This window comes from Streptomyces sp. R33 (assembly GCF_041200175.1).
Classification (GTDB): Bacteria; Actinomycetota; Actinomycetes; order Streptomycetales; family Streptomycetaceae; genus Streptomyces; species Streptomyces katrae_B.
Genome location: NZ_CP165727.1, coordinates 294,448 through 315,167 on the forward strand (window position 1 = coordinate 294,448; position 20,720 = coordinate 315,167).

At 69.8% G+C, this 20,720-nt stretch carries 16 protein-coding genes and 4 pseudogenes; 9 read left to right on the forward strand and 11 right to left on the reverse strand.

The window, feature by feature from the left end; translation table 11 throughout:
- Positions 1-54: 54 nt before the first annotated feature.
- Positions 55-498 carry a hypothetical protein gene (locus tag AB5J51_RS01580; RefSeq protein WP_369776482.1) on the reverse strand — a complete coding sequence of 148 codons (444 nt, stop codon included), beginning with the start codon at positions 496-498 and terminating at the stop codon, positions 55-57.
- 418 nt (positions 499-916) lie between these two features.
- Between AB5J51_RS01580 and AB5J51_RS01585 the strand changes: the two genes are divergently transcribed.
- On the forward strand, positions 917-2,215 hold the full coding sequence (locus AB5J51_RS01585; protein WP_369776483.1) for a sensor histidine kinase: 1,299 nt from the start codon (positions 917-919) through the stop codon (positions 2,213-2,215).
- Positions 2,212-2,901: a response regulator gene (locus AB5J51_RS01590; protein ID WP_369776484.1), complete on the forward strand. Its 690-nt coding sequence runs from the start codon at positions 2,212-2,214 to the stop codon at positions 2,899-2,901. The genes AB5J51_RS01585 and AB5J51_RS01590 overlap by 4 nt, the downstream gene beginning before the upstream one ends.
- Before the next feature lie 318 nt (positions 2,902-3,219).
- On the opposite strand, the gene AB5J51_RS01595 is transcribed toward AB5J51_RS01590, so the two are convergent.
- The gene (locus AB5J51_RS01595) at positions 3,220-3,792 is read right to left on the reverse strand and encodes a TetR/AcrR family transcriptional regulator (RefSeq protein ID WP_369776485.1); all 573 of its coding nucleotides are present in this window, start codon (positions 3,790-3,792) and stop codon (positions 3,220-3,222) included.
- 98 nt (positions 3,793-3,890) lie between these two features.
- Between AB5J51_RS01595 and AB5J51_RS01600 the strand changes: the two genes are divergently transcribed.
- From AB5J51_RS01600 to AB5J51_RS01615, 4 genes and pseudogenes are all read left to right on the forward strand, one after another.
- A complete protein-coding gene (locus AB5J51_RS01600) occupies positions 3,891-4,610 on the forward strand; it encodes an alpha/beta fold hydrolase (RefSeq protein ID WP_136226922.1) in 720 nt (239 codons plus the stop codon).
- 119 nt (positions 4,611-4,729) lie between these two features.
- Positions 4,730-5,185: pseudogene (locus AB5J51_RS01605) on the forward strand (transposase family protein); the annotation flags it as partial.
- Between the two features lie 810 nt (positions 5,186-5,995).
- A pseudogene (locus tag AB5J51_RS01610) lies at positions 5,996-6,555 on the forward strand (transposase); the annotation flags it as partial.
- A 733-nt stretch (positions 6,556-7,288) separates the two neighbouring features.
- A pseudogene (locus AB5J51_RS01615) lies at positions 7,289-7,612 on the forward strand (helix-turn-helix domain-containing protein); the annotation flags it as partial.
- Between the two features lie 634 nt (positions 7,613-8,246).
- Here the strand turns inward: AB5J51_RS01615 and AB5J51_RS01620 are convergent.
- From AB5J51_RS01620 to AB5J51_RS01630, 3 genes are all read right to left on the reverse strand, one after another.
- Positions 8,247-8,633, reverse strand: a complete 387-nt coding sequence (locus tag AB5J51_RS01620) for a cupin domain-containing protein (RefSeq protein ID WP_369776486.1) — start codon at positions 8,631-8,633, stop codon at positions 8,247-8,249.
- A 185-nt stretch (positions 8,634-8,818) separates the two neighbouring features.
- Entirely contained in the window at positions 8,819-8,986 is a 168-nt protein-coding gene (locus AB5J51_RS01625) for a hypothetical protein (protein ID WP_159047295.1), read from the reverse strand.
- A gap of 58 nt (positions 8,987-9,044) precedes the next feature.
- Positions 9,045-11,006 (reverse strand): amino acid transporter, encoded by a 1,962-nt coding sequence (locus AB5J51_RS01630; RefSeq protein WP_369780194.1) that lies wholly within the window; start codon positions 11,004-11,006, stop codon positions 9,045-9,047.
- Between the two features lie 737 nt (positions 11,007-11,743).
- Here AB5J51_RS01630 and AB5J51_RS01635 point away from each other — a divergent pair.
- From AB5J51_RS01635 to AB5J51_RS01645, 3 genes are all read left to right on the forward strand, one after another.
- Positions 11,744-11,869: a hypothetical protein gene (locus tag AB5J51_RS01635; RefSeq protein WP_369776487.1), complete on the forward strand. Its 126-nt coding sequence runs from the start codon at positions 11,744-11,746 to the stop codon at positions 11,867-11,869.
- 62 nt (positions 11,870-11,931) lie between these two features.
- Entirely contained in the window at positions 11,932-12,210 is a 279-nt protein-coding gene (locus tag AB5J51_RS01640; protein ID WP_369776489.1) for a hypothetical protein, read from the forward strand.
- A 73-nt stretch (positions 12,211-12,283) separates the two neighbouring features.
- Positions 12,284-12,880, forward strand: coding sequence for a DUF6461 domain-containing protein (locus tag AB5J51_RS01645; RefSeq protein ID WP_369776490.1), 597 nt, complete (start codon positions 12,284-12,286; stop codon positions 12,878-12,880).
- Between the two features lie 29 nt (positions 12,881-12,909).
- Here the strand turns inward: AB5J51_RS01645 and AB5J51_RS01650 are convergent, their stop codons facing one another.
- The 6 genes and pseudogenes from AB5J51_RS01650 to AB5J51_RS01675 form a co-directional block, all read right to left on the reverse strand.
- A complete protein-coding gene (locus AB5J51_RS01650; RefSeq protein WP_369776491.1) occupies positions 12,910-13,371 on the reverse strand; it encodes a transposase in 462 nt (153 codons plus the stop codon).
- Between the two features lie 25 nt (positions 13,372-13,396).
- Positions 13,397-13,942 (reverse strand): transposase family protein, encoded by a 546-nt coding sequence (locus AB5J51_RS01655; RefSeq protein WP_369776492.1) that lies wholly within the window; start codon positions 13,940-13,942, stop codon positions 13,397-13,399.
- Between the two features lie 1,863 nt (positions 13,943-15,805).
- Entirely contained in the window at positions 15,806-16,093 is a 288-nt protein-coding gene (locus AB5J51_RS01660; RefSeq protein ID WP_234382963.1) for a transglycosylase family protein, read from the reverse strand.
- 601 nt (positions 16,094-16,694) lie between these two features.
- Positions 16,695-17,542 (reverse strand): annotated as a pseudogene (locus AB5J51_RS01665) (transposase).
- A 491-nt stretch (positions 17,543-18,033) separates the two neighbouring features.
- Complete coding sequence (locus AB5J51_RS01670; RefSeq protein WP_369776493.1) at positions 18,034-19,212, reverse strand: M6 family metalloprotease domain-containing protein; 1,179 nt, start codon at positions 19,210-19,212, stop codon at positions 18,034-18,036.
- 63 nt (positions 19,213-19,275) lie between these two features.
- Positions 19,276-20,541, reverse strand: coding sequence for an alpha/beta fold hydrolase (locus AB5J51_RS01675; protein ID WP_136226913.1), 1,266 nt, complete (start codon positions 20,539-20,541; stop codon positions 19,276-19,278).
- Between the last annotated feature and the right edge of the window lie 179 nt (positions 20,542-20,720).

The following is a 20,720-nucleotide window of genomic DNA, read 5'->3' on the forward strand; positions in this document are numbered from 1 at the left end:
CCTCTGCCTCTGCTGTCTGTTCCGTGCCGTTTTCCGGACCGTCTTTCCGTGCTGTCACCGGCCCGCGCCGGGCTGCCATCCGGCCGGCAGTGCGGGCAGGTCCGCGTGCGTGACCTTGAAGCCTCCTTCGGTGACCGGTGCGAAGGGGGCAGGGGCCATGCAGGTGCCGACCCTGGGCATGACGGGCTTGCCGTCGACGACGTCGAGATTGCCGACGCCCCAGCCGAAGGAGAACCGGCCGCGGCCCGGGCCTCCGCTCTTGACGCTGAACCCGTAACGGGTGCCGATCTCTTCGGGGTCGACCGACTTGGTGATCACAGCGGTGAGCGTCGCCGTATCGCCGCCCGTGACCAGGCAGTCCACGGCCGCCTCCGCCGTCCGGGTCTCGTTCGTCTCGGCCACCCAGTGGGAGATGGTGACCGTGCCCCGGGCGTCGGTGGGCATGCCCTTCGGCAACGTGTCGACGGGGCGGCTGAAGGGCGCCGCGGTCGCATCCACCGTGAAACGATGTCGTCGTCGGGCGCGTAGGTGTAGAAGATCCGTCCCTGCCCGCTGACCTTGGCCGGGCCGCCCGGCTTGTTCGCGGACGCGGATGCCGGTGCGGAGCCGGATGCGGAGGCCGCATCCGTGGCCGAGGCGAAGGAGGACGGTCCGCTCAGCGCGGCGAAAACCGTCGCGGCGGCGACCGCCCCGGCGGCGATCCGGCGGCGCGGGGTGGAGAGGAGGGCGGGCATACAGGGCTCCTTGATCGGCGACCGCCCGACGGCGGCCGTGGTTTCGGTGACGGGTTCCACCCTCGCCGCGGTGGCGGCGGGCGGACCATCTGCCGATCAGCGGATCTCCCGCCCCGGCAGGGCCGGTCCCTCTGCCGTTCGGCAGAGGGACCGGCCCTGCACCCCACCCGTAGGATCAAGACGTGGGGAAGATCAAGGACTTCGGGCACCGAGACGTCATCCTGACCGCGGCCGCCGTTGTGACGGGGTGTACGGCGCTCGGGGCCATCGCCGTCGTGCACGGCGGCCTGTCGGGGCCCTACGGGGCCACGTCGGCGATCGCGACCGCCACGACGTTGCTGTGGGTCCTGGCCGGCTGGCCCCACTCGCGCGAACGCCTCGCCCCGCCCCTCGCGTTCGCCGGAGTCCTGTCCCTGGCCACCACCGCCGTCGCGACCCCGCCCACGGAACCCGACGCGTCATGGGCGCGACTGGTGGAAGTGGTCCTCCTGCTGGTGCTTCTCGTCGTCGCGGCCCGCTGGGTCCCCTTGCGGCAGGCGGTGGGGGCAGTCGTACCGGCGGGTGCGGCGGTGGCGGCGTGGACCCTGCCCCTGCTTCCGGAGCCCACGCTGCTCTCGCTGGCCGGCGCGGCGGCGTTCTGGTCCCTGCCCGTACTGGGTGCGGTTGTCATCGGGGGCTATCCGCGGCTGATGGAGCACCGGCGGCAGCGCCTGGTCGTCGAGACCCGTCGCTCCCAGCGACTCGAACTCGCCCGTGACCTCCACGACTTCGTCGCTCACGACGTCAGCGGGATCGTGGCGCAGGCGCAGGCGGCACGTTTCGTGGCGCAGGCGGATCCCGGCCAGGCGCTGTCGGCGCTGGAGCGCATCGAGGCGGCCGGGCTCAGCGCGCTGGCGTCGATGGACCGGATGGTGAAGACACTCCACGAAGCGGACTGCGGTGATGCCCGGCCGCCGGGCGCCAGCGGTGTCGAGCCGCTGCCCGGGGTGGACGGGCTGCCCGCTCTCGTCGCGCAGTTCTCCTCCGCGGGCGCGGCCCCGGTGGCGCACCTTCACGTGGCGCCCGGAGCCACGGACGGGCTCTCGCGGACCGCCGGTTCGACGGCCTACCGGGTGGTCGTCGAAGCCCTCACCAACGTCCGCCGCCACGCCCCCGGCGCCTCGCGGGTCGAGGTGTCCCTCACCCCCGCCCGTACCCTCGACGGCGCGCCCGCGCTCCAGGTCGAGGTGTGCGACGACGGCGGCAGCGGGCGGCACGCAGAGCGGTCCGGCCCGCGTACGAGCATGCGGCGGCCGGGGGACGGCCACGGCGGACGCGGCCTGAGCGGTATGCGCGAGCGCGTACGGGCCACGGGCGGCACGCTGACGTACGGGCGCTGCGGCGAGGGCGGTTGGCGGCTCGTCGCCGTGCTGCCCCTGGCGTCGGAGTCCCAGGCGTCGGAGCCGACAGGCGACCTCGTGGCGGCGGAGACCCCGTCGTGAACCACGCCCCCATCCGCATCCTGCTGGCCGACGACCAGGACGACGTCCGCAGCGGCTTCCGTCTCGTCCTGGACTCACAGCCCGACATGACCGTGGTCGGCGAGGCCGCCGACGGAGCCACGGCCCTGGAGCTGGCCCGGAGCCTGCGGCCGGACGTCGTCCTGGCCGACATCCGCATGCCGCGGCTCGACGGCCTTGAGCTCACCCGCCGCCTCGCCGGCCCTGACGCCCCGCATCCCACCCGGGTCATCGTCGTGACCACCTTCGACCTGGACGAGTACGTGCACACCGCCCTCCACCACGGCGCCAGTGGTTTCCTCCTCAAACGCTCCGGGCCCAACCTGCTGATCGAGGGCGTCCGGGCGGCCATGGCCGGTGACGCGCTGATCAGCCCGCAGATCACCGTCCGCCTCCTGCGCCAGCTCACCACGGCCCCGTCACTCCCGGCCACCGCCTCCCCGCCGGCGGAGGCACGCGCGGCGGATCCGCTGACCGACCGCGAGCGCCAGATCGTCCGCCTCATCGCCCGCGGCCACACCAATGCCCGGATAGCCGCCGAGCTCTTCATCTCGCCGGGAACCGCGAAGACCCACATCGCCAACATCCAGACCAAGCTGAAGACCGCGAACCGTGTCGGCATCGCGGCATGGGCCTGGAAGACGGGGCTGGCCACCCCTGAGCCGTGAACCGGCGTGCGGACCCGTCAAGGCCTTTTCGCAGGCCCGCTACGGGGTAGCCGACCAGGGAAAGGGAGCGCGGCAGGACAGACGAGGAGCAACGGTGATCACTCAGGAGCAGCTCGCAGCCATGGCCGGCTCCACGGCTTACACGAGCGGGGGCCAGCGCGTGGGCGGGGTGGAGTACGTCCTGGTGGACAGTGCTCGGGCTCGGGGAAGGCGTCGTTGGGGGTGAACAGGGTCAGCTGACTGGTGGTCATCAGGGCGCGCCAGGAGGCAGCCGCCAGCTGCGACGGCGGAGGTTCCGGTTCCCCGCCCGGCGGGGGCTCACTCGGTGGGGCTGATTCCGTGCAGGAGGGTGTCGACGAGGGTGGCGAGGTCGGGCGCGGTCGCGGGGGCGCCGCGCAGGAGCAGGTGGAACCAGAGCGCGCCCCCCAGCAGGTTCATCACGGTGGCGGGCTCGACGCCGTCGGCGAGTTCGCCGCGCCGTCGGGCCCGGTCGAAGACGACGGTCTCCCGGGCCAGGCGGTCGGCGAAGAACGCGGCCGCGGCGCGGGCGGTCTCGGGCCGCTCGGGGGCTGCGCCGAGCAGGGCGGGCACCAGCCGGGCGGTGTCCGGCCGGGTGAGCAGCCCGGCGATGTGGGCGGCGAGGGCGAGCAGGTCGCCGCGCAGGCTGCCGGTGTCGGGGACGGGCAGGTCGAGTTCCTCCGCGTTGACCAGGGCGGCGGCGAGCAGCGCGTCCTTGGAGGGCCACCAGCGGTAGATGGTGGTCTTGTTGACGCCGGCTCGGGCGGCGACGGTCTCGATCGCGAGGCGGTCGTAACCCTGTTCGCGCAGCAGGTCGAGGGTCGCGGTGTAGATCTCCCGCGCGCGGCGCGGCTGGTGGAGGCGGCTGGGCACCCGCCCATGCTAATGCAACAGAGCGTTGTGTTCTGGTGCCGCCCCGTCTACGCTCCGAGAAAGCAACGGTGCGTTGCATTTTGACTAGGAGGTAGGGGATGACGGCGACGACGGACGAGCTGCCGGTCGTGTTCGTGCACGGGATCCGGCTGTCCGGGGCGATGTGGACCGAGCAGCTCGACCTCCTCGGGCCCGGCCGCCCGGCGCTGGCCCCGGACCTACCGGGCCACGGCCGCCGCCGCGGCGAGCGGTTCACCCTGGACGGCGCTGCGGGGGCGGTGGTCGAGGCCGCCGACCGGCTGGGCGGTCGGGCCTTGCTCGTCGGCGTCTCCCTCGGCGGCTTCGTCGCCCTCGCCGCCGCCGGACGCCACCCCGAACGCTTCGCCGGGGTCCTCGCCGCCGGCTGCACCTCGCGGCCCGACGCGGCACTGCGACTGCCGTTCCGGCTGGGCCACCGCGCGATGTCCGCACTCGCGGACGGCGGGGAGGCGCTCGGCGCGCGGATCCTGCGGCGCGTGCTGCCACCGCAGGTCGCCGGTCCGGCCGTCGCCGCCGGGCTCGCCACCGAGGTCGTCCCCGACGTGCTGGCCGCCGCCCGCGACCTCGACCCGCTCGGCGACCTGGCCCGCTACCCGGGGCCGGTGTGGCTGGTGAACGGACGGCACGACCACTTCCGGCGCCACGAGCGGCAGTTCACCGCCGCCAACCCGCGGGCCACCCTGGTGCTCGTCCCCGGCGCCGGCCACTACCTTCCGATGACACACGGCCTGCGGTTCGCCCGACTGGTCGCCGACTTCGGCCGCTTGGCGAGGAGTTGAGGGCGCTTCGGGGGCGGTCGCCGGCCCCGGGCGTGGTGGTGCGCCGCTGCTTCGGCGGGTTTCGGTCGTCGACTAAGGGCTGTCCCGTAACTGCTGGTCACGGGTGAGATGATCTTGGTGTGGCTGGTGTGATCACGGCGTCTGAGCCGTTCTGGATAGCCCCGTTCACCGGGCTGAGCCCGCGTGCCTTCGGGAAGCTGGTGACGGTTTTGCGGCGTGAGGGTGCGGACGCGGTCCGCAAGGGCCGGCCGTGGAGCCTGCGGCTCGAGGACCGGGCCTTGCTGGTCGCGGCCTACCGGCGCACGAACCTGACGATGCGGCAGCTTGCTCCGCTGTTCGGGGTATCGAAGTCGGCGGCGGACCGCATCATCGACCATCTCGGGCCGATGCTCGCGCTTCAGCCCCGCAAACGGTTCACCAAGGACACCGTGCTCATCGTGGACGGCACGCTGGTCCCCACCCGCGACCACACCATCGCCGAGCAGTCCAAGAACCACCGGTACTCCACCGCCCATCAGGTCGTCATCGACGCGAACACCCGCCTCGTCGTAATCCATCCGAGGGGCGCGGCGGGGCCGTCAGGCGCGCTCTGGGGGCCGGCTGCGGCACGGTGACGGGATGCGCCGTTGCTCCCTGCCTCTGCTCCTCGCCGCGCTCCTCGCGGCCTCCGGACGCGTCACCGCCCATCCCGCCCCACTTACGGTGCTCACGCCCCGGCGCCGTGATTCGGGGTAGGGCGGCGGTCAGACCCTGACCGCCCGTTCTCGATGACGAGGGCCACACCCGCTCGCGCCAGGCGTTCGGGCCGGGGAAGCGGATCGCCGCGTCGGAACCCCGAGGAGCGATGGGGGGGCGAACTAGGCCTGGCTATGGGACAGTTCATGATGTCGTGTCACCGGCTGCTGGGGGTAAGGGCGGAATATGGCGGACGAGGGGGACTGGCTGACGGTGCGCCAGGTGAGCACTTTGTGGCCGGGCGTCGGTACTCGCGGAGAGCTGGATGACCACTACAGGGTCCGCCGGCAAGAGGTGGTATCACGCCGATGACGTGCGCCGAGTGGCTCCGCAAATAGCAGCCCAGCCACCCCTCAAGGGGCCGTCCCCGGTACCGTGCTGTCTGCTGCTGATCGTTCTGGCAGCGGGACCGGTCGTGTGTCCGGTGATGGTTATACGAGAAGTGCAGAGAAGCCACGCTCCGACATGCCGTTACGGGGTCGGGGCCTCGCCCTTGTGCGCGTCGCGCAAGGCGGCGCGGCAGGCGCAGTACGGGAGCTGAGCGTGTCCGTCCTGCCGCCCGACCTGCCTCGGCTGCGGACTCTGGTGACCTACCTGCGCGGCGATCTCAGCCGCACTGAGGCGGCCCTGGCCACGGCCGAGGCACGCGAGTGTTCGCCCAGCTCAACGGTCTGCTCAGGCAACTGCTGCGGGAGACGGGGGACGTGACGGCGAGCCGTCGGCCTGCGTAATCGACGCGCAGAGCGTGAAGACCTCCACCAGCGTGCACGCCTCCGGCCAGGGCATTGACGCTGGCTAGAAGATCGTCGGCCGCAAGCGGAGCATCGTCACCGACACGCTCGGCCTCCTCCTCGCCGCGCTGGTCACCGCGGCGAGCGTCCAGGACTCCGTCGCCGGAACCCGGCTCCTGGACCAGGTCGCCGCCGAGCACCCCCTCGTCCGGAAGGTGTGGGTCGACGGTGGCAACCGCCAGCACCTCGTCGAACATGCCGCCACCCTCGGCATCGACATGGAGATCACCGCTCGTAAGCCCGGGACCAGGGGCTTCACTCCAATCCGGAAGCGGTGGGCCGTCGAGCGGACCTACGGCTGGCTCATGCTCCACCGCCGCCTGGCCCGCGACTACGAGCCTCTCCCCTCCCGCTCCGAAGCCGTGATCCACCTCGCCATGACCGACCTCATGGCCCGCCGCCTCACCGGCGAAAACACCGCTTTCCTTCGGCTCGACGTTTCCGATGAAGGAAAAGCTACGTTGCTTTTCTGCATTTCTAAACACGTTCACTGCGGCATGAATTGCGTTTCCGCAGGTCAACTGCGCAAGATTGTTGCAATGGAGTTGAAATTAACGCAACGAGAGGGTCTCATTTCGTTGCATTGGAATGCAAGTGAACGCCATGCCCGGAGGTACTACGAGCGGGCGTCGTCGAAGGCCATGTCAATCGCATCAAGATGATCAAGCGCCAGATGTTCGGTCGCGCGGGCTTCTCCCTCCTGCGGAAACGGGTCCTCGTATCCTGATCACCGAATCATGCAGGAGGAACTCGATGGCGGCACCGTCTGCGGGTATGCGAGCCTCCTTGGCCCAGATGCCGATCGAGAAGACTGTGATGACCCGCGACGACGCTCTCAAACAGCTCAGCCACATCGCGCGCGAGAGGGCCTTCGGTAGGCACGTCGGGTCTTGATCGAGGTGCGCTGAATCCATGTCGATCGACCGGCCCGTATCGGCGGGACAAAGTCCTAACTGCCGGATCGCCGCCAGGGGCATATCCTAGTAAATAGGTCGTCGCACTCTCACGTGTGGCGTCCGGAAGGGCGACCCCGGCGTGTGAATGTGCCGGGGTCGTTGTATCGCCGTCGTCGCGCCGCAGGGGGCGAGGCATGATCCATTCAGCCGATGTACGGGAATGGCGCGACTGTAACGTCCCACGCGATGCCGAGCCCATCGAGACGGCGGACGAAGGCCGTCAGGCCATGTAGGCCGGCCTGCACCTCGTCGAGCGCGAATCTGGTCTCAGACCGTGGGCCGCCTCGCCGAACAGGCGGGAGTGTCGGCCCGCACACTCGCCCGGCGCTTCGCCGAACAGCTCGGCCACAGCCCCGCCAAATGGCTGCTCGCCCAGCGCCTTGCCGCCGCCCGGGCCCTGCTGGAACAGACGCAGCTGCCCGCCGAGGCCATCGCCATCCGGGTCGGCCTGTCCTCCGCCCTCAACCTGCGACGCCGCTTCCGGACCATGCTGGGCACGACACCCGGCGCGTACCGATGAGCCTTCGGCCGCTGAACGACCGGGCCCGGCGGCCCTCGCCGGATGCACCCCGAAAGGCCCGCGGCCTGTCGCATCCGATGCAATTGGCGTCGGTAGGACCAGCGGTACAGCTTCTCCGGGTGCGCCAAGGGGGTGCGCCGGCTGGGTCCTGCATACAGCGATCACCCAGTCCGACAGCCCCGGCGAGCTTGTTGCCGATCTCAACCGAACTCAACTTCCGTGACTCCGAGGCCTCGACGCCTTCGTCCAGCGCCGCCCCACGGCAGAACACGGCAAGCCGCTCATCACTGGTAGCAGAACCCGAACGATGAGCAGCGCCGGAATGAGCCGCTTCGGCGTGCGCCGCAGGGGGGACACCGACGCCAGGGCGGCCCACTACGGCGGCAGTGAGGGTCCTCCTGATGCCCTGGCATCGATCCTCACGCAGCGTCGAGACGGCAAGTGCCCTCCCGCCGACCCCGCCCCGGCAAGAAGAGGCGGCTGCGCCTCCTACGCACGGGGTGGAGGAGCGTGAGGACGCTCAGGCGCCGGCGGTGACGTCCTGGTCAAGGCACTTGCGGGAGCCGGCCTCCACCCTGGTGCACGGGTGCTCCCGCGCGGGACGGTTGGCGGTGGACGGCCGCGACTGCCGGCCTCAGCCGGCCCCGACCGGCAGGGGGCCCAGGCGGCCCTCCAGCCAGGACGGAAGATCCAGCAGCCGGACCCCTTCCTGTTCTTCGGGGTCCGTACGCGCGACCAGGCACACCAAGTCCTGGTCCCCGGTGTTGACCGGCATGTGCGGGGTGTCGGCGGGGATGTGGATGTAGTCCCCTGCCCGCACGACGACGTGTTCGGCCAGGTCTGGGCCGTGCCAGACCTCGACCTGCCCGGACTGGATGAAAATGGCCGACTCGTGCCCCTCGTGAAGGTGAGGACGCCCCCGCGTCCCGGTCGGCATCACCAGCCGGTGCAGACACAACCGTTCCGCGCCCGCGGACTGGGCGCTGATCCCCGCCCGAAAGTGCCGCCCTGGATCTGCCATGCGGGCAGTACACCAGGCAGCCGGCGCCGTCCGAGCAGTTCCCGCCACCGCCAGCGGCGACCCTCGCCTCACAAGCCGGCGATCACTGGTTCACCGAGAAGCACGTCGGCAGCCGCAACCGCCTCAACAGCGGGATCCACACCTGACCGGGTTGCGGCAGCATCCGGTCGACCGCCCGCACCGACCTACGGGCGATAGATCATCTCCGCCAGGAACGCCACGATCAGGGCCCACACGCCGATTCCGAGCAGCCACCACCATTCGAAGACTGCGCCCGCAGCGACCATGGCGGCCCCGCAGAGCACAAGGGTGATGATCTTGATCCGCATGGGGCGTTCCGGCGTTGACGTCATGTTCTGGCCTGCCTTTCCGTCTTCCCTCGCGGAAGTTACTGGTTGCGGGCTGCAGCGGTCAGCCGCCGACGTGGATGCCGGGGCGGCGGGCGGGGTCGGGTTCGTGGCTGCGGATGATCTCGCGGGTGACCGGTGCGGTGTCGCCGCGGCCGAGGAGGAAATAGCGGACCATGTGGACCAGCGGGCTTCCTTCGGCCCAGGCGAAGTAGCAGTGCGGCTGGACGTCGGTGGCATTGCGCAGGGCCAGCAGGATGGCTGCGATGGCGTTCGGTGCGGCCGGAGCGTCGGCGCGCAGGATCCGGTGGCCGTCGACCTCGACGCCGTGGACGGTGAGGGTGTCACTGAAGTCCGAGGGGTCGATCACGTCGATTTCGAGGAACAGCACGTCGGCAGAGCCGGGCACCGGGTTGACGCCGCGCTGTTCACGTTCCTTGGCGCTGTACTCCTCGACGTCGCCGGCCTGGCGGCGGTTGGCAATGATGTTGATGGCGTTGTCGTGGGCGAGGGTGTCGTCGATGAACCGGCGGGCGTCGTGGTCGAAGACGATGCGGTCGGCGCGCAGTTCGGTGGTGCGTGAGACGCGGGAGATCAGCGACACGATGATGATCCCGGCGATGAAGAACCCGGAGATGACGAGGCCGTCGGGCTTGTCGATGACGTTGGCGACCAGGGCGTAGAGCAGGACCGCGGTGAGCAGGGCGAAGCCGACGGTGGCCGCGCGCCGGCGGTGGCGCGCGACGGAGACGGTGACGGCGAAGGCTCCGGAGACCATCATGGCCAGGATCCCGGTGGCGTAGGCGCCGGCCTGTTCGTCGACGTCGGCGTCGAAGGCGATCGTGATCAGGATGCACAGGGCGGTGTAGACGATCACGACGGGGCGGACAGCGCGTCCCCACTCGGGGGCCATGCCGTAGTCGGGCAGGTAGCGGGGGACGATGTTGACCAGGCCTGCCATGGCGGAGGCTCCGGCGAACCAGAGGATGAGGATGGTGCTGATGTCGTAGACGGTGCCGAAGGTCTCTCCGACGTGCTCGTGGGCGAGCCACGCCAGGGCACGGCCGTTGGCGGCGCCGCCCGGTGCGAACTCCTCGTGCGGGATGAGGAGGGTGGTGACGAAGCTCGCGGAGAGCAGGTAGACGCTCATGATGAGCGCGGCGGTGGTCAGCAGCCTTCGGGTGTTGCGGATCCGGGAGCGCAGCCGCTGTTCGGCATCGGCGCCCTCGGCGGCGACGAGCGGCATCATGCTCACGCCGGTCTCGAAGCCCGACAGGCCCAGGACCAGCAGGGGGAAGGCAAGCAGTGCCGGGCCCATCAGGTCGCCAAAGCCGCCTCCCCCCGATGCGAGGGCGTCGGTCCACGCCGACCAGGCGCCGGGGGTGGTGAACACGTGGACCAGGCCGATGCCGATAACGACCGCGTTCAGCGCGAGGAAGATGGCGACCAGGGGGATGGCCACGCTGACCGCTTCGCTGAAGCCAAGCAGGAACACCCCGCCAAGCACCAGCAGCAGCGCCACTGTGAGGGCGACTTCGTGACCGTGCAGCGCCGCGGGGAAGAACGGGTTCTCCACCACGTGCACCGAGGCGTCTGCGGTGGACAGGGTGATCGTGATGATCCACGAGGTGGCCACGAAGCCGAGGAGGACGAGCACGAACAGCTTCCCCCACCAAAACGGCAGCAGGTCCTCCAGCATTGCCACCGAACCGGCGCCGTGCGGGCTCTCCTTCGCCACCCGCCGGTACATCGGCAGCATCCCCAGCAGGGTCAGCGCCACGATCAGCAGCGTCGCCAGCGGCGAGACCGCCCCGGCTGCCAGAGCGGCGATCGCGGGCACGTACGCGAGGCTGGAGAAGTAGTCCACTCCAGTCAGGCACATCACCTTCCACCACGCGTGCGGCTCGGCGTGCGCCTCGCCTGCTGCCGGCCCCACCGGCTGCACGCGGTGGCGCAGCAGCCACTGCGCCAAGGCGCCGGTCGGCTGGGCCCGCGGCGCGGGGCTGTCCACCGCCTCCGGCATCATCGGCTCGTTCGCTTCCCTCATGTCCCCCATCAACCTTTCCCGACCGGCCACGAGCGATGCCTCGCGACGATGATTGAGTATGCGCTTGTCGCCCCTGCGGAGCAGGCTGGCTCGCAATGCGTGCCCCCGCTCGGTCTGCCCCTGCATCGCTGACCACCCCTCGAGTCGCTCTCCGGACCGCAACCGCCCACGTGGAGCGGGCAGCAGGAAGCGCGGTGCCGCGTAACCGACCAGGAGCAGGTATGGCGCTGCCAGGGCCAGTCCGACCACGGTGGGCACGAGGACGAGGGCCGTCTTGCGTGCCCGGGCCGCGGCCACGACGCCGCCCGCGGTGAGCAGCGGCAGAACGAACCACCACGCAGCGGCGAGCGGTTCCCGCAACGGCACATTGCAGGGGCGGCACAGGGTCCGCCCCTGCAGCGCCCGTACATGGTCGTCAAATGCGAGGTGCCATCCGAGGTGCCCCTGGATCTCGCCCGCACGGCTGAGCCGGGCGGGGAGACCGCCGTGACGGAGGTACGCCTCGATGACCCATTCGGCGCTGCCGAGGGCTGCTCCCGCAACTAGCACGAGCAGCACGGCCGGACGCCGCCACGCCCGAATCCGGTCCCAGACCCCGTACAGCTCGTCCATCGATGCCGCCGCCCGCCGGTCGTCCGGAGTCGGCCAGCCGCGCGGGACGTTGGCCGGGGAGTAACCGCGGCGCAGGGCGTAGTCGGTGATGACGGGAAGCACCGGTGGACGACGTCGACGGTGGCGTCCGCGTCTTCGGGAAGATCACCAGCGGCATCGACCTGCTGGAACAGGTCGCAGACGACGGATCCGACAACGCCAACGGCGAAGGCGACGGCGCCCCCAAGTAGAAGATCACCATCCAGCACGTGGCCATCGCCCACCAGTAAACCGGGGCAACGGCTCTGGCAGCGTGGCGGACGCCAGGGGCACCACCGCCGCCCCGGCGGCCGCGGCCGCCCGGGTCCTCATCAAGGGACACGCCACCTTCTGCCTCATCACCACCGCGTCCAACAACCTCACCGCCGACGGCATCACCCTGTCGGCCATCGCTCCCGCCAGCCTAGGAGGGCAGAGCGTCTCGGTGATCTGGGCCGGGAGTCCATGCGCGGCGGCACTGCGGGCCTTGACGATTGGCTGTGGCGGATATTTCGTGATGGTCGAGGCTGATCACCAGATCAGCCTCCTGTGAATGTGGGCCTGTCACTCCCCCCGGCTAGGGTGATGCGGAAGCACAGCACGTGCCTGTGGGGAGGGTAGGCGTCATGCGTGGCGGCGTTCAGTGGCTTATAGAGCAGGATGACTGGCAGCACAGCGTGGTCTTTGCACGCGGCATCTCGCCGGAGGAGCTGGGGTTGCGCATGGGGGGCGCACGCGGATCCATCGTTTCGCCGATCACGGACGCTGAGGCATGGAACATGGTTCTCGACCTGGCGACGGACGACGATGACGTGGTGCGCGTCGGTGCGCACGGTGGGTGGTCCTTCGCCGTTGAGTACGGGCTCGGCGACGGTGCAGGACGACTGGCCGGCATTTCCCGGAACGGAGTGGAGGCGGTTCACCTCGACCCGTCCGTGGACCATCCACCGGCGATGTTCTCCTACGCAAGAGACGGTGTGAACGTCAGCAGCTTTGGAATCGGAGAAGAGGTCTGGCGGTGGGGTGACCAGCCGGACCTCCTGCTACCTGAGCTGGTAGCGGCTGGTGTGTTGCACTCCGACGGCGAGTACGCACGACCGGAGGACGAGTCCTACCAGGACCGGGACCGTCACACCCTGGCGATCATAGAAACCCGGTTCGGGCTTTCCCTTCCCCGTGGTGCACTAGAGAACGAGCGTCTGCCGGCCTTCGTCATCGTCTGAGTGACAGCCGACTTCAATATGGCAGATGGTCATGGCGGTTGAGCGAGGACGAGAGTTCGCAAAAGGCCGAAGGACGCTCGTCCGTAGGACCGGCGTTTGATGAGCTTGATGCGTGTGACCTGACCTTCGACGGCGCCGGAGCTCCAGGGCAGCGTGAGGCCGTTGACGACGGCTTCCCAGTCGTTTTGGAGGGAGGCGGCGAAGTCCTGGACCGGCTGTGGCCCCTCGTCGAGAGCCCGTGTCATCCAGTGGATGAAGTCCTGGCCTCGGCGTTCGCGGGCGATCCTGCTGAACTCGTGGGCGAGGTCGCGGGCGCTGGCCAGGTCGGGGCAGGCATCCAGAATGCGGTCAAGCTGGTCACGCTGGCTGTCGCTCAGGCTCTCCGGGCGCCGCATGATCCAAGTGGTGATTCGACGGGGGCTGGGAATCGGCTGCGTCGGTTCGAGGACGGCGGTGCCGGCGCGGAGGGTCGCGACGTACTTGGTGACCACAACGCGGCTGCCACGGTAGCCGCGCTCAGATGAGGACGGTGCCGTAGGTGGCGCCCCTGCGGAACGCGAACTCGTCGATCCCCAGCACCGTGACCTGGCCGGACGGCGGGTCCGGGAGCCGCCGGACTTCCCGAAGGATCACGTCCCGGCTCGCACGCAGTGGCAGGTAGTTGGCGAGCCGGGCGCCGGCCCGGCCACCGACGGCCAGCCCGATCGCCTGCACCATCCGGGCCACTGCCGGGGTGCGGCGCCGATACGGCGTCGTCAGGTGTTCCACCTGCTCCGCGACGGTCCGCCGCTTGCAGGCGGAGTTGTCACAGAAGAACCGGCGGACCATCAGCCGGAGAACCACGCGCCGGCCCCCGATCGGGCGGTCCGCCAACCGCCGTCTGTACGTACTGTGCACCCGAGAGGCCTCCATACCGCAGGCCGGACACACCGTGGCCCGCTGCCCGGCATGCACATCGATCCTGACGGCGTCCTCAACCACCTCCACACCGTCCACGACAACCCCGTCAACGTCAGGCCACACCAAGTCCCAGATCCGCTGTTCTTCCCCCACGGGCACCATGCTGGGGAACGGACATCGAGGGCTCCACGGGATGTTTAGAACTGACGGTCACGAAATCTCCGCCGCAGCCCTGAAATTCCCCACCGGGCGCTCGGGGGAGGCCTCAGAGTTGCTCGGCTTGATTCACCAGGGCCGCGCCGACCTGCTGTGGTCGGGTTCTTCTCCCTGGGCGCCTCGTTGAGCTGTTCGCGTAATCCTGGGGCGGATGGGGAGCCGGAATTGCATTTTCAGATCGGGCCTGTGCCCCACGATGATCAGCCGAGTAACGCTGGGCGCCCGTCACCGCCTGCCGCCTCGGCGGTGCCTACGACGGCCACGCTCAATGCCGTCATGTAGAAGATCATCCCCAGCACCAAGACCACGGTCTTCCAGACGTTGCCCCGGCGCGTGAATGGAGGAGCAGGGCCACGACGCTGCATGCGATGGCCAGGATGGCGCACAGGGAGGCGCCGTAGATGGGCCAGGATTCGTTGTTGAGGGCGACGAAGACCACATCGCGTTAGGCCGAGGGTGGTCATGATCCCCGCGACGGCGACCAGGGCGCCGGCCAGGATCTAGGCGACGGCGTCCAGGCGCCTGCCGACATTGGCTTGGACATCATCCGGTTTCGCCGTCAGCGGCTGATGCTCGCGGCCCGCGCCCGACCTGGGGACCCAGCTCATGGCACCACGCTACGGCCGCGCCGGGAGGCACGCCGTTCGGACTAGCCCGAAGGGGCGTAGACCGAACGAGCGGCCACAGATCGTGGAGATCACCGTTGCAACCCGGTAAATCCGGCGTCTAGTGCGGCATCCCCACGAGAACAAGGCCAAGGAGTGGGCGGCCCCAGCCCGTCGGCCGCCTGCCGCTCACCAAACTCCCCCAGTCCGTTGAGAATCGGGGCTGTCGCAGCTGCGGCCCTCAGCGCCGGCGGCGTCCACATCACGGTGCAGATCCGTCGGTAGAGCGGCCTGGACGAATGTCGGCGGCGCTTGGTTCTGGATCACCTTCCGTGCCACGGCCACGGAGGGTCACCGAAGCAGCGATCATGAACCCTCGTGACTGACGCGCTGCTCCAAGACCTCTGGTTCCACGACGCCTGATGGTGTTGTCCTCGACGCCATCGCCGTCCGCGGCGAACTGGTGACCGTCCAAGCCGCCGCGACAACCGGCCGGGCCGTTTGTCCGGCTGCGGAACCAGGTCGACGGGGGTGCACAGTCGGTACGTGCGCCGTCTGGACGACACCACGGCCGGCCGACGACATGATCATCGATTTGCAGGTCCGCCGGTTCCGATGCCGCCAGCAGGACTGCTCCCAGGCCACGTTCGTCGAGCAGGTGCCGGGACTGACTGTCCGTCATAGACGGCGGAGTCAGAGCTTGCAGACCGCCCTACCGCACGTGGCGCTCATGCTTGCCGGCCGTGCCGGCGCCCGGCTTGTCGATGCCATCGTTCACGCAGTCCTTGCCAAACCTTGGCTCACCTCGTCAGCGGTGAGGAGGTCGCCTGCTTCGGCCGCCGCACGAGCCAGCGTCCGCACGAGCCTGCGCACCTCCATGACCGGTGCACGACGGCGACTCTGTACCGCGAGTGCCGTCCGGTCCTGCACCGAGCGAGGTCCGAGGTGGGCAACCAGCCGGCTCTCCTGGCTCGGGTCCTGTTGGACGCGAGCCATGAGTGCCTCGGGCTTTGGCTGCCCCCACGCGGGCCTCACTCGGAGCCTGCCCCGCAGCACCGAACCGAATGATGGAACGAGCGCGTCGCCCGTATACCCCACTCGGCCCAGCGAGAAGATGGACGCGATCGGCAACAACCGTTGACCGTCGACGCGTCCGGTTGCTCCCCCGACGGGGCGGCCCCGCTCCCCTCTTGGAGCATGCCTTTCAGCGGCGACGTGCGCAGGTCCAAGCCCCCATGCCCTGGACCTCGGCGAGTCTCCTCGCCGTTGCGATCTGCTCCGCCTTTGTGGCGAGGTCCGCGCGTGGTGCGTACTTGCGGCCTCCTGCCGCGTTCCAGCTCGACTGGGTGAACTGCAATCCGCCGTAATGGCCGTTGCCGGTGTTCGCCCGCCAGTTCCCGCCGGATTCACACCGTGCGATGGCGTCCCAGTCGCGGTTCGGTTTGGAGTGGACCGTAGCGGCGTCAGCCCCGGAGGTGTTCAGCAGGGCCACCGTCAACAAGACTGCAGAGGCACACAGTAGGGCGATCTTGCTCCGGCCTCGCCGATCCTTGCATTGGCGCGACATCAGTCCTCCTTCGCTGTTGGGGCGGGCCTGCCACGAACAGCGGGTGGGCCCGCGTACGACCGCCTTCGGGCCGTTGCCACAGCACAGCACAGCACGGACCGACGTACCTTCAGCGGCACTTGCCCTCAGCGAAGGAGTGACACCACCCGAACGGACGCTACGGCCCCTCCTGAGGTCTCCCCTGCGCAGTAAGGAACCTTTCCTGAACGGGACACGCCGAGGCGAGGGCTTCAAACCAGTGCACCGTCGACGCCGACCCCGGCCCTACCATCGCCGTCATCGGCGAGCACGACGCACGCAAGACCACCTGCTACGCACCCTCCTCGGTCTCACCCCGCGGACGCTCGCCGAACTTCACATCGGTGGAAGTGAGTTGACCAGGAGCGTGGGTCGGCAACGAGCAAGGGGCCTGCTGATCGTGATCGATGGGATCGGTCGCGGTCGCCCCGCCGACGCCTGTGAGGCTGTGGTTGGGGCCCTGCCCGTCGGATGTGCGGCCGGGTAGGGCCCGTGACTGCCCGGCTGGTCAGCCGGCGAGGGCGGCGAGTCCGGCGTGTTGGAAGATCTTGCGGAGGTTGTGGCAGGCGGCCAGCAGCCGCCACTCGCCGCGGGCCCCGTCCTCGCCGCGCAGGAGGAGTCGAGCGGCCGTTCCGGCAGGTCGACATCTGGCCGAAGACGGGTCCGACGATGGCCTTGCGGCGGCTGTAGGCGGCCTTGCCCGGCTTGGTCCGCAGCTTGCGGGCCATGCGTTCCTTCAAGGTGGCGTTCACCGGCATCCTTCCGCGCGCTGCGAGCGGTACCTGCTCGTCGTGGGCGAGCCGTCCCGTGGCCATGAACGTGTCGGTGCCGCAGGCAAGTTGGTGGTGCGCTTGGAGGCGTTCGCTTCGAGCTTGGTGCCGTCCAGAGCGATGCGGCCCATCTTGACCATGCCGAACCTCTGCGCGAGGTGCAGCGACTGGGTGAACAGGTCCGCGAGGGCGTTCAGGTGGCGGCGGAACCGCGAGATGGAGCGGAAGTCCGGACCCTGGTCGGCGGCCAGGAACCGGAACGCGACGTCCTCGACGCACCTGCGCTCGATCGCCCGCGAGGAGCGAACCCCCCGGTCGTGTCCCGTGGATCAGCAGACGCAGCATCAGCCGCGGGTCGTAGGGCGGGCAGCCGCGCTTTTCGGTGTAGTCGGCCAGGACCGGCCCCAGGTCCAGCATGTCGTCGACCAGGTCGGCGACGAAACGGACGAGGTGGTCCTGGGGTAGCCAGTCGCCCAGCGACAGGGCAACAGCAGGACCTGGTGCGGGTCGAACGCCCTGAACCGCTTGTCCACCCCCACCGGACGTCCCTGCGGCTGCTGCTTTCCACCGGCTCGACCTCGAACAGCCCATCCCCACGGCGCATGCCGCGATCCTTCCGTACCTACGATCACCAACCGGAGGCGGGGCGCTGCCCGGTCGGATAATCCAAGTGCGGTCTGGTCGCCCCGCGTGATACTCCTCCCTGCCATGAGCGATGTTGTGACAGCGCGGCTCGTGCTTCATCCGATGACCGTCAGCGACGCTGAGCGAGTGGTGGCGGGCGAGTCGGATGGCGGTGCCCGATGGGCGCCCGGATACCCCACCGATGGGGACGTGTCTGCCGCCAGGCGCTTCCTGGGCACCTGCGCGAGCACCGCAACCTGCGCCCGAAGGCAGAGACGGCCTCGCCATTCGGCTCTGAGGAGATGACCGACCGCCGATCAGCCGGGGCGAATCGGCGGCGCACGAAGCGGGCTTCCCATGCCGGGCCACCGCAGCCATGGTGCGACGTGTCGGCGGGACTCAACATGGTTGGTCCCCGGGAGTCAGGTGGACGGCGGTCGGCCCGGCCCGAAGTCACTCCTTGCTCAGCCGCACCGTGTCTCCCGTCCGTCCGCCCGCGACGACGTCGATGCGCACGCCGGTCGCGGGGTCGGTGAAGCTCTGTCCGGGTGCGTACGCGGCCAGGTCCAGCGGGGTGCAGCCGGTGGGCGGGGTCGCGGTCGGGTTCGCATTCATGATCCGAACCGGGCCCTCGCCGGTCCGGGCGGCGGAGTCGACCTTGTAGATGAGGACGCCGGTGGAGCAGGCGGCCGCGTCATTGCCCTCGCCACGGCGGGATTCCGCCACGTATGCCGTCGTCTCGCCCGCCCGCAGCACGGCGATCTTCGTTCCGCCGGGCCGTTCCACCGGGGTCAGCCGTACCGTACGGCGACCGGACGCGGGCAGGCAGGCGACCTGGTCGTCGCGGGTCCAGCCGAGCTTCCAGGAGTGCCAGCCGAGGTACTGCGGGGCGTGGCCGGCGATGTTGCCCATGACGTCCCAGCCGCCCACGTACTGGTGGGTGGCGCCGGTGAACGAGTACAGGTCGGGCAGCCCGAACGTATGGGCGGTCTCGTGGGCCGCGACCTTGTGACCCCAGCGCCACATGTCCTGTCCGAAGGTGACGGCCCATTTGAGGCGGGTGCCGTCGGCGGTGATGCCGGGCGCCGCCGGGTCGTACAGGTAGGTCGGTGAGAAGGGGATGGCGGTCGCCGTCCTGGCGGGGACGACATAGACCATGTCATAGCGGGAGAAGTCCGCGTACGGGTCGGCGGCCGTGATCGCGTCGCGGAGGTACTTCTCGTGGGCCTCGAAGGTGAGGCCGCGCGCGAAGCCGTAGGAGGTGGACTCGGCGGGCATCCGGATCCAGCGGTGCAGTGAGGTGTTGTCCAGTCGCAGACGGCCGTAGCTCGCGCGGCCCATCCAGCCGGCGGCCGGGGCGAGGTGAGCGGCGTAAGGCTCGGTGGAGTCGGTGGCCGGGGCGTCGGGGAAGTCCACGTACAGCGTCAGGACGCGGCGGGTTCCGGTGGCGGGCTGGAACTGGGTCCGGTCGGTGTCGTGGCCCTCGTCCGTCCAGCCGGTCCGGCCGGGGAGGGCGCAGCCGGCGGCCGGGGGCGGCGAGCCGGGGGCAGCGGCCGCGGTGGGGGCGGACAGGCAGGAGATGAGGGCGACGGCCGCGGGGAGTGGCCGCATGCGGTGGAGCGGGTTGGTCATGTCTCTCCCGTCGGTGGCAGGCTGAGGGGTTGCGCGGGCGGGTGGGAAGGGGCTGCGAGGGTCCTACGCTCGACCCGCGGCCAGGTCCATCAGGCGGGACAGCACACGGCCGCCGGAGGCGGTGACGCCGTCGTGCTCCCATTCGTTGGTGACCCATACCCGGGTGGCGCCGACCTCGCGCGCGGTGCACAGGGAGAGCCCGGCGTCCACGTACATGTCGTCGTGGTAGACGAGTGCGGCGAGTGGGACCCGGTTGGCGGCGAGGCGGCGAGGGTCGTACAGCGGTGGCCAGTCGGGGCGTTGGGCGAGCAGATCGGCGGCGTCGGCGAAGGGGCGCAGGCCTTTGACCTCTCGGAACATCCAGGGGTAGATCATTTCTCCGGTGAGCAGGAAGGGGTCGGCGTCCTCGGCGAACTCGGGGAAGGCCGCCAAAGCCCTGGACGCCGCCCAGCCCGTCGGCCCCGCGCCCTGGCCGTACAGGGTCTCCTGCATGACGGCGAAGAGCGGGTTGTCGGTGAAGCCGGTCAGTGTCATCACCTGGTGCAGGAACGTGTCGGTCAGCTTCGCTTCGCGGTCAAGGGATTCCTCGAGGAGCCAGTGGATCCGCTCGAACCCGTCGCTCATGCCGAGGGCGAGGCCGAGCGTGCGCAGGCGGCGGGGGGTGAGCCGGTCTCCGTCGGGCAGGCGCACATCGGTGGCAGCGAGGAGGCGGGCGATCTCGCGCAGCCGGGCTGCGTCGTCGGGGTAGCGGGCGTAGAAGCCAAGGACGCGGTCCCGCACCCGGGGGTAGGTGCGGGCGTAGACGTCTTCGGCGGCGGCCGAGAGGCCTGGCAGGCCGCCGGTCACGTAGCACGCCCGCAGCCCTTCGGGCGCCTTGGAGAGATAGGTGAGAGTGATGAAGCCGCCGTAGCTCTGGCCGAGGGTCTCCCAGGGCTCGTCCCCGCACAGCTGTCGGCGGATCATTTCGGCGTCCGCGACGATCGAGTCGGCGCGGAAGTGGCCGAGATGGTGGGCCAGCCGGGCCGGTGAATCGAAGCGGGAGGCGGCCCGGGCGGTAACGGGGGTGGAACGGCCCGTGCCGCGCTGATCGAGGAAGAGGACCCGGTGGGTCTTGAGGGCCTCGGGCAGCCATCCGGGTGAACCGGCCGACGGCCTGGGCGACTTGCCGCCGGGTCCGCCCTGCAGATAGAGCAGCCAGGGTAGTTGCCGACCTGCTTGGCGCACGTCTGTGACCTCACGGGCGAAGATCTGGAGGGTCGGACCGTGCGGGGCCGCGTGGTCCAGGGGGACGGTGAAGTCATGGTCGATGGTCGCGTACGCAGAGTTCATGGGTCCCCTTCACGGCCACCTGGGCACAATGACGTGTGACATTGCACGACAGCATGGCGCGGCCAACAGCGGCTGTGGAGCCCCCACTTATCCATGACTCCACGTTATGGAGGCGCGACAATTGTGGGTGCCATTTCACATAACTATGTTATCGGTCACATTCCAGCCTCCTCGGGCTG